The following is a 620-nucleotide window of genomic DNA, read 5'->3' as shown; positions in this document are numbered from 1 at the left end:
GAGCGGAGCTACCGTTTTGAGTACGACAACCTTCAGCGGCTGAAGAACGCCCTGTACCAGGAGCGCCCCTCAGGCGGCAGCTGGGGGAACGCCGGGGCCTATGACGAGAAGAATATCCGTTACGATGAGAACGGCAATATCCTGTCCCTTCAGCGGAATGCGTATATTAGCGGGACGATCATCACGATGGACAACCTGTCATACAGCTATGAAGGCAACCGGCTGAGCAGCCTCAGCGACGGGGGCAGCAGCACCCTGGGGGTAAAGAACCTGACCGGCTCTGCTGCTGCCTACAGCTATGATGAAAGCGGGAGCCTGACGGGTGACCCTAAAAAAGGGACCACGCTGAGCTACAACATCCTGGGGCGGACGGAGAAAGTGACCATCACCACCTCCGCGGGGCGTTATATCAGCTATACCTACGATGCCACGGGGGTCCTGGTGCGCAAGCAGCAGTACGACAACAACAGCCTTCAGAAGACCACCGACTATATCGCCGGTTTCGTCTACGAGAACGGGGCGCTGTCGTACTTCGGGATGGCCGAAGGGCGGGTACGGAACACGGGCAGCAGCCTGAAGGCCGAATACATGGTCAAAGACTACCAGGGGAACGTGCGGGT

General features: G+C 58.7%; 1 pseudogene. It reads left to right on the top strand.

Annotated elements, in window-relative coordinates:
• Positions 1 to 620 (top strand): annotated as a pseudogene (locus DDR33_RS26260) (hypothetical protein); the annotation flags it as partial.

It is taken from the genome of Pararcticibacter amylolyticus (assembly GCF_003130405.1).
Taxonomy (GTDB): domain Bacteria; phylum Bacteroidota; class Bacteroidia; order Sphingobacteriales; family Sphingobacteriaceae; genus Arcticibacter; species Arcticibacter amylolyticus.
The sequence above is the reverse complement of the archived record's forward strand: the minus strand, read 5'-3'. Positions and strand labels throughout refer to the sequence as shown.